Annotated in this window: 5 protein-coding genes; 2 read left to right on the forward strand and 3 right to left on the reverse strand. The window is 71.0% G+C overall.

Translation table 11 applies throughout. The features are described 5' to 3' along the window. Positions 1-38: 38 nt before the first annotated feature. Positions 39-740, forward strand: coding sequence for a hypothetical protein (locus H537_RS49345; protein ID WP_156901752.1), 702 nt, complete (start codon positions 39-41; stop codon positions 738-740). A 56-nt stretch (positions 741-796) separates the two neighbouring features. Here H537_RS49345 and H537_RS0115915 read toward each other — a convergent pair whose 3' ends face one another. The 3 genes from H537_RS0115915 to H537_RS43430 all read right to left on the reverse strand — a co-directional run bounded on the left by H537_RS0115915 (position 797) and on the right by H537_RS43430 (position 7,173). Next, positions 797-2,311 carry a hypothetical protein gene (locus H537_RS0115915; RefSeq protein ID WP_028998691.1) on the reverse strand — a complete coding sequence of 505 codons (1,515 nt, stop codon included), beginning with the start codon at positions 2,309-2,311 and terminating at the stop codon, positions 797-799. A 2,062-nt stretch (positions 2,312-4,373) separates the two neighbouring features. After that, on the reverse strand, positions 4,374-4,748 hold the full coding sequence (locus H537_RS0115925) for a DMT family transporter (protein ID WP_028998692.1): 375 nt from the start codon (positions 4,746-4,748) through the stop codon (positions 4,374-4,376). 361 nt (positions 4,749-5,109) lie between these two features. Continuing rightward, positions 5,110-7,173, reverse strand: coding sequence for a thioredoxin domain-containing protein (locus tag H537_RS43430; RefSeq protein ID WP_051242737.1), 2,064 nt, complete (start codon positions 7,171-7,173; stop codon positions 5,110-5,112). Between the two features lie 166 nt (positions 7,174-7,339). Here H537_RS43430 and H537_RS43435 point away from each other — a divergent pair. Then, the coding region (locus H537_RS43435; protein WP_043458961.1) for an autotransporter assembly complex protein TamA at positions 7,340-8,577 on the forward strand (1,238 nt) is incomplete at its 3' end.

The following is an 8,577-nucleotide window of genomic DNA, read 5'->3' on the forward strand; positions in this document are numbered from 1 at the left end:
CCCGCGCCGCGACGCGCATCGCTTCCAGGAGACTGACCATGCCATCCGCCCCCCTTCTCCGCTGGACCCTCGCTGCCGTCCTCGCCGGCGTGGCCGCGCTCGCGCAAGCGCAGACCTCAGGCGCCACGGGCGCCACGGGCGGCATGGGCACCGGCACCGGCACCGGCGCAGCGCCGGGCACGGCCACGGGCACCGGGACGGCGACAGGCAACCCGGCCGGTACCGCCGGCGGCGTCGGCTCGACCACCGACACCGTGCCGGGCAGCAGTGGCGCCGCCACGGGCACCCTGGGCACCACGCCGGGCAGCGTGGGCACGACGACGGGGACAGGCACCGGGACGGCCACGGGCACCGGAGTCCCGATCACCACGCCGGGCGGCGTGGGCAGCACGACCGGGACGGTTCCGGGCAGCGTGGGCAGCACCACGGGCACCGGCATCCCCGCGCCTGCTGCGACGGTTCCCGGCACCGTGCCGGGCAGCACCACGACGGCGCCCAGCCCGACGATTCCCAGCACCACGCTGCCGGGCACGTCCATCCCCAGCCCGGCGCTGCCGTCGCCGGCCGTCCCGGGGGCCACCCTGCCGGGCACCACCATCCCGAGCCCGGCCGCCGTCCCCGGCACCAGCACGCCCGTCCCGGGCGCCACGGTGCCCAGCGCCACGAATCCGGGTGGGACGGTCCCCGGCGGTACCGTGCCCGGCGGGACGGTCGGGTCGCCCGCGACGGCGCCGCGTTGAGCTGAAGGAGCGCGCCGGCCGGCTCAAGACATCGGCCGCCGGACCGGCGTGGCGCCTCATACCCCCTGGTACGTCCGCACCTGCGTCACCTCGTAGTCGGCGTTCTGCACGTAGCGGCCCTTGTGGTCGCCTTCCTTGAAGAGCTTGCCCGTGTCCTCGTCCACGTACAGGCGTCCGACGCGGCCGCCGGCGCCGGGGTCCTTGAACTCGTAGAAGAGGCGGTTCTGGTCGTCGTAGCCGCGCCGGTCGATGGTGACGAAGTGGTCCGTCATGCGGTCGGCGTTGTAGGACTCGTCGGCATACGACACGCCGATCACGGCCGGGTAGCCGGCGTCCAGCACCTTGTCGATGTACTCGCGGCCCAGCCGCGCCTGCGTCTGGTCGATGGCCACGCGGCCCTCGGCGTCCTCCGCGTAGGCGAGCTGGATCGCCTGGTCCGGCGCGTCGAGCTTGGGCGCAGCGTCGCCATGCTGCTTGCGGTTGTGGTCCGTGCAGGCCTTGACCGCCGCCTCGAAGCAGGCCTTGCCGCCCTTCGCCGCGTCGTCGGGGTAGAGCGTGAACTGGTCCACGCCCTTCATCTTCAGATCCACCGGCTTCTGGTCCCTGGCCTCGACCTTCATCGCGTCCGCGGCCACCGTGAGCGCCGGCTGCAGCGCCGCGGCCTCCCCGGGCGCCGCGTACTGCGCCAGCCCCAGGTTGGCGGTGATGTCGTCCCGGATCGCGCGCAGCGCGCCGGCGCCGGCGCTGTCGCCCACCTGCCCGTCGGCGCCCTTGTGCCGGGCGCTGGCGATGCCGTCCGCGCGGCCGTCGGCCCGGTCGAGCAGCGCGTGCAGCTGCCCGAATTCCCTGCGGCCCTTGATCTGGCCGTCCGCACCCGCGACCGCCTCCAGGTCGGCACGGCTCACCGCGCCGCCCAGCGCCTTCGCCACGTTGGCGCCGAGGTGGTTCAGGTCCAGCACGGCATGCCGGTCCGCGAGCGCCGTGAAGGCCTTCGCGTCCAGGCCCTCGCGCGCCACCTCGCGGTTGGCGGCAGTCTCCTGCTTCAGCGCCTCGTAGAGCTTGCCGGCCGTGGTCGGCATCGGCGAGCCGGCCGCGTCCGGCGTGGCGACGTCGAAGGACGAACCCTTGCCGTTGTGGTCGAAGCCGTCGATGAAGGCGAACAGCTTTTCGGGCGACACCAGCCCGTGCTTGTCGGCCAGCTTCGCCAGTGCCGCCGGGCTGCTGCCGGCGTCGGCCAGGGCCTGCTCCAGCGGCGCGCTCAGGTTGTTGACGTCGATGAAGCCGCCCTTCGTCTCCTTGAGCAGGTCGCTCTTCGTGACCGACGAGGGCAACATGGCACCGCCGCCACCACCACCACCGCCACCGCCCGGTGCGGCATAGGCGAAGGCCGGCAGGCCCAGGGGCAGCGGTCCCAGCCGGCCCGCCGGATCGCCCCAGGGCGCGAATGAAGGCGCGCCGTCCGCGCCGGGCAGTGAACCGCCTTCCGCGGCGGTGCCGGCGCCCTCCGGATCGGCCGGCGTCTCCGGTTCGAAGCCGGGCAACGCCGGGACGAAGGTGTTCAGCTGGATCACGTCTGGGCCTTTCCCGCCGGCATCCGGTGGCGGTGATTGCAACGAAGGAGAAGGGTGGATCGGCGCCATGCTCGGCGCCGCGCCGGGCGCTGCCAAGTCGATGCCGTTCCGCGCTGGGGACGGCCCGCGCTGGGAGCGTTCCCATGCGGAAACAGCCCAGGTTGGGCGCCCTTCCCCCGGACATCGCCTTGGTCCTGCGCGCTCTTCCCGGCCCTGCCAGGACACCGATGGGGTCTGGGCTTGCTGCTGTGGCGCTCATCGGCCAGCGCCCCTGCGGGCAGCGGTGGCTCCACCGGCATCACGCGCGCAGCTTCGGGCGCCATTACTTCCAGTTCGAAGGGCTTCGGGTTGGGTTCGGGCTCCTCGGCTTCCGGCGGCAGCTCACGCTGAGCCCTGGCGTGTCGGTGCTTGGGCGGGGTTGCGGGGCCCCGCCCTCTTTTCTGCGCCAGCGCCGGGCCTCAGTGGCTACTGGCCAAGCCCGGCTGCGAGCGTTGCGCCGCGTGCCGGCAAGTGCCCGGCACCTTGCGGTAGAGCGCCCAGGGACCGGAGATGGCGGCCATCTCGATGTCGCAGGGCATGCCCAGGAAGCGCGGGAACTGGCGCTTCTCGTAGCGCATCACGAAATAGTCGTAATGCTCGCCGCGGTGCCGAGCCCAGTCGAAGCGGTAGGGCCGCCATTCGAAAGGCAGCTGCACCACGGCCTCGCCGGGTTTGAAGCGCACGATCTGCGGCAGCATCTGGGCGAAATTCGAATCGACGAAACCGCGCTTCTCAGCCTGATACCAGCACGCGAAATGCAAATACGCGTAGGGATTGGCGGCGGCGTGACTGCGCTTGTCCAGCATCATCGACAACACCCGCTGCTGCGGCGGCAGGGCATCCATGATGGCCTTGAAATCCTGGCTCTCCTTGTCAAACTCGTGAAACTGCCACGCCCGCACCACCGTCATCGACATGAAAACCACGGGCACCGAGATCAGCGTGAATTTCGCCCACCCAGCCGGCACCGTGCAGGGCCGGTCCTCCGGGACGAACATCAGCACGTAGAAGGGCAGCAGAAACAGCGCGAAGCGCTCGTAAATGAACGCCGTCTTCATCGCCATGTGGGGCCCCGTGAAGCCGATCAGGGCCACCACGGCGAATGGAATCACCCGGCGCAGCGTGAGCTTCAGCCGCATGCCCAGCAGGAAGGGCGCCAAATAGAACAGGGTGAAGCCGAAGCTGCTCAGCAGATAACCCGGCCGGTCCCGGGCCGAAAGCGCCACGTCCCATTGAAAACGGAAAAAGCGCACGAAGCGCCGCGGCGTCCAGTCCCATACGAAAGACTTGGCTTCGGTGTATTGGGCCTGAGCCACGTCCTGGGCAAAATGGTAATAAGCCAGCGCCAGCAGCCCCAGCAAGGCATAAGGCAGCAGCCTGTGGAAAGCTTGGCGCCGGTCGGTTATATCGAGCACGGCATAGCAGAAGCCGATGCCCACGCAGGCCACGAACACCAAGCCATGCGAAAAGAACAGCAGCACGCCGCAGGCCAACAGCTGCAGCGAGCGCTTCGCATTCGTCTCCCGCGTGAAATCCAGCGCCTTGAGAATGAAGTAAATGCCGATGGGCGCCGCCAGCAGAAAGGTCAGAAAACCCCATTTGAAGGCGAAGCCAAAGAATCCGGGCAGCACCAGCCAGTCCAGCAGCGCCGGCGCCCGGAAGCGCCGCCGCAGTGCCGAGGCGGCCCAGAAGAAGGCCAGCACCGACAGCGACAGCACCAGCTTCACCGCCGTGGCGATGGGAAAAAGCTGCGCCAGCAGCGCGATCAGCCCGTAGCCGATCAGGTAGGGCGTGAAGAAATTGAAGGTGACGATGTCCGCCCAGCGCGACTCGCCCCGCAGCAGGTCCAGCGCCAGCGTCACCTGGGCCGCGTGCTGCGGCAGGTCCCCCAGCGGCGGATAACGGACTGCCCAGATGGAAAGTGCCGCCGCCAGGACAAAAACATAAAGCAGCGCACGTTCCGCCACCCGCGCCGCATCGTGGGCCGGCATCACCGGAAAATCAGCCTGCATATTCAAATTGCTCATGAACGTGACAGGATGAAGACGCCGACCAGGATCACGCCAATTCCGGCGACGCGCCCCTGCGTCAAGGCCTCGCCCATGAACCGCCAGGCGACAAAGGCGTTGACCGCATAACCGATGGACACCATGGGATACGCCACCATCACGTCCACGCGCGACAGCGCCGGAATCCACAGCAAGGTGCTCACGACATAACAAGCCAGGCCGCACACGATCCAGGACAACGTGCCCGCGCTCAAGACTTGCGCCAGGACGCCGTGCGAAGCCTGCGCCCTGCCCGCCGCCCAGTGGTCGGCACCGACTTTCAACAGCAGTTGACCTGCCGCGTTGAGCAGGACGCAGCACAAGATCAGCAGGAAATGTGCACGTTTCATGGCATGACTTCGACGGTCATTTCCGCGCACAGACGACAAATGACCGCAGCGCAGCGGCTTGAAAGCCAGCTTAGTCAGGTCACTTTTGGATAAGAGAAAACCCCAATCTCAAATCGAAACATGCACACACCGATTTCTTGAAAAGTTCCTCCCTTAAGGCCTATCAAACCCGGGAAAACTCCCAGGCCATTGAGCCCCTGGCCCGGCATACGGACCTATCAATGGTGGATGAAGATTCGAAAGCCCAGGGACAGCGCCTGGGCAAATAGGCTGCCTGTACCAATACCCCTTTATCACGGGGGCTGCGGCTTGAAATTCAGGCGCAGCGGGCTGGTGGCGGGTCCACAGCGGCCGGATAGGTTCAATCCCTCGCGGCCGGCACGCCCGGATGCAGCTCCTGCAATTGCGCCCGCAGCGTTGCCTCATCGCGCGCCGGCAGCTCGCAGGCGCTCTGCCGGCACAGGTAGGCCTCGCCGGCGCGGCGGCCTTCGAGCAGCGGCCAGGCCTCGGGCTCGTCCCGCAGCAGCGTTGCCAGCGGCGCAAGGCTGCGGCGCGCCAGGGCCCACAGCGTTTCGCCGCCCGGGGCGGGCAGCGCCAGGTCCGCGCCCAGCTCGGCCAGCAACTGCGCGTGCAGCAGGGCCGGCACGCCCAGCGGCGCCCGCTCCATCAGCTCGCCCAGGCGCTGCAGCGCCGCGACGGCGGCGTCGCGCCACTCGGCCCGACCGCAGGGGCCGGACAGGCGCAGCAGCAGCTCGCAGGCCGCGGCGGTGCCGGAGGGCACGGCGCCGTCCTGCAGATCGCGCGCGCGCAACGGCAGCGTGGGCGCGGGCTCGCTGTCGAAGAAACCTTCGGCCGCGTCGTGATGGCGACGCATCACGCCCTCGGCCAGGCGCTGCGCGTGGCGCAGCCACTCGGCGTCGCCGGTGGCGGCGTGCAGCTCCAGCAGGCCCAGGCCGAGCTGGGCCTGGTCGGAGAGGTAGCTCTGCGGCCGCAGCACGCCCTCGCGCCAGGCGTGGTGCACGCGGTCCTCGCGCACCTGCGTGCCGAGCAGGAAGCGCGCGAGCCGCGCCGCCGCGGCGACGAGATCCTCCCGCTCCAGCAGCCGCCCGGCCTCGGCCAGGGCGCGCAGCGCCAGGCCGTTCCAGTCGGCCAGCACCTTGTCGTCGGTCAGCGGCCACACGCGCTGCCCGCGCGCGGCGTAAAGGCGCTCGCGCACCGAGAGTTCCCAGGCGGCGAAGGCGGGCTCCTCCAGGCCCAGCGCCTTGCGCACGCGCTCGGGGTCGCGCCGCTCCAGCACGTTGCGGCCGTGCGCCCAGTTGCCCTCGGCGGTGGCGCCGTACAGCGTGGCGGCGGCTGCCGCGTCCCCGCCCAGCGACGCCTGCAGCTGCGCCAGGGTCCAGACGTGGAATCGGCCCTCCTCGCCTTCGGCGTCCGCGTCCTGCGCCGAGGCGAAGGCGTCGGGCGCGGCAGCCGGGTGCATCTCGCGCAGCAGGTAAGCCAGCGTGTCCTCGGCCACGAAGCGCAGCCGCGGCTCGCCGCTGAGCCGCGAGGCGCCGGCGTACACCCGCGCCAGCTGCGCGTTGTCGTAGAGCATCTTCTCGAAGTGCGGTACCTGCCAGCGCGCGTCGGTGGAGTAGCGCGCGAAGCCGCCGCCCAGGTGGTCGTAGACGCCGCCTTCAGCCATGCGCCGCAGCGTGGGCAGCAGCATCTCGCGCGCGCGCTCCTGGCCCGAGGCCGCGAGCGCCAGTAGGTACTGCAGCAACGGGCCCTGCGGGAACTTCGGCGCGGTGCCGAAGCCGCCGTGGGTAGCGTCGAAGCGCTCTTCGAGCGCGTCCAGCGCCATCGAGTGCACCCGCGCGTGCGGCGGCTGGGGCCGCGCCGAGACGGCCGCCACGCCCTGCTCCAGCAGCTCGTACAGCGTCTCGGCCTGCGCCTCGACCTCCGCGCGCTCGTGCTGCCAGGCCTGGCGCACGGCGGTGAGCACCTCCGAAAAGCTCGACGCGCCCGGCCGCGGCCTGGGCGGGAAGTAGGTGCCGCCGAAGAAGGGTTTCAGGGCAGGCGTGAGGAACATGTTCATCGGCCAGCCGCCGCGCCCGGTGAGCGCCTGCAGCGCGCGCATGTAGACGTGGTCCACGTCGGGCAGCTCCTCGCGGTCCACCTTGATGGCGATGAAGCCTTCGGCCAGCTGGCGCGCGATGGCCGCGTCCTCGAAGCTCTCGCGCTCCATCACGTGGCACCAGTGGCAGGTGGCGTAGCCCACCGACAGCAGGATCGGCCGGTCCAGCGCCCGGGCCCGCGCCAGCGCCTCCGCGCCCCAGGGATACCAGTCCACCGGGTTGTGCGCGTGCTGCAGCAGGTAGGGGCTGGTCTCGCGCGCGAGGCGGTTCGGGGAGCGGTCGGCGGCGTCAAGCGTGGTGAGGCTCATGGCGGAGGCGGCGGGACGTCCGGCCGCGAGGGTGGCGGGCCTGCGGGGCGAGCAAGCGCGCGGCCCACGCCGTCGCGGAGCCGGCCACCCGTCTTCCAGGTCCTCGCTCCTACCCCCGGTACGGTGATTGCCTAGCGTCCCGACCGGCCCCTTTCCCCTGTGCCTGATGCCCGTCCTACGCCCCTTCGTGCTCGCTTTCGCCCTGGCCCTGCCCCTGCTGCTGGGCGCCTGTTCCGTGCTCAAGCCGAAGGGGGACCAGGAGGCAGCAGCCGCCCGGGGCGAGCCGCCGGCCGAGGGGCCGCCGCGCTACGAGATCGTGGTCGAGGCGCCGCGCGCGCTGCGCGACCTCGTGGCCGAGAACCTCGACCTCGCGCGCTTTCGCACCGTGCCGGCCGAGCAGGGCCTCACGGACGAGGAGCTGGCGCGGCTGGTGGACCAGGCCCCGCAGCAGGCGCGCGCGCTGCTGCGCACCGAGGGCTATTTCAATGCGCAGGTGCAGGCCACGCGGGAGCCCGCGCCCGCCGAAGGCAAGCTGCCGCGCGTGGTGGTGCGTATCGAGCCCGGGCCGCGCACGCAGATCGACGCCGTGAACCTGGAGATCGACGGCGACCTGCGCCGCCGCGCCGAGGCCGGCGAGCCCGCCGCCGCGAAGCTGCGCGAGCGCGTGCGCAAGGACTGGGCGCTGCCCCCCGGCGAGCCCTTCCGCCAGGACGACTGGACCGGCGCCAAGAACGCCGCGCTGGTCCAGCTCCAGGCCAACGGCTACCCGGCCGCCGCCTGGACCGACACGCAGGCCCGCGTGGTCAGCGCCGAGCAGCGCGCCTCGCTCACGGCCCAGGCCGACAGCGGGCCGCTGTTCCACCTGGGCGGGCTGCGCATCGAGGGCGTGCAGCGCTACGGCGAGATGGCCGTGCGCAACCTGGCCGACTTCGCGCCGGGCGAGCCCTACAGCGAGCAGAAGCTGCTGGAGTACCAGGACCGGCTGCGCCTGAGCGGCCTGTACGAGGGCGCGGCGGTCAGCATCGACACCGACCCGGCGCTGGCCGCGGCCACGCCCGTGACGGTGCGCGTGCGCGAGCAGCGGCTGCAGAACGCCACGCTGGGCGTGGGCTACAGCAGCGACACCGGCCCGCGCTTCTCGCTGGAGCATTTCCACCGCCGCCCCTTCGGCCTGGACTGGACCGCGCGCAACAACTTCGCGCTGGGCAGCCAGCGCAAGCTTTGGGAGTTCGACGTGCGCTCCTACGCCCAGCCCCGGCTCTGGCACAACCTGGTGGCGGGCAACGTGGAGACGCTCAAGAGCCTGGACGAGGACCGCTTCTCCGCGCGGCTGCGCGCGGGCCGCACGCAGGACCGCAACCGGCTGGAGCGCACCTACTACGTGGAAGCGCAGCACGCGCGCGT

The organism is Azohydromonas australica DSM 1124 (assembly GCF_000430725.1).
Classification (GTDB): Bacteria; Pseudomonadota; Gammaproteobacteria; order Burkholderiales; family Burkholderiaceae_C; genus Azohydromonas; species Azohydromonas australica.

Bases quoted from the DNA above. Each gene is read 5' to 3' on its own strand.
- H537_RS49345 (WP_156901752.1), top strand. From the start codon at position 39: ATGCCATCCGCCCCCCTTCTCCGCTGGACCCTCGCTGCCGTCCTCGCC.
- H537_RS0115925 (WP_028998692.1), bottom strand. From the start codon at position 4,748: ATGAAACGTGCACATTTCCTGCTGATCTTGTGCTGCGTCCTGCTCAAC.
- H537_RS43430 (WP_051242737.1), bottom strand. From the start codon at position 7,173: ATGAGCCTCACCACGCTTGACGCCGCCGACCGCTCCCCGAACCGCCTC.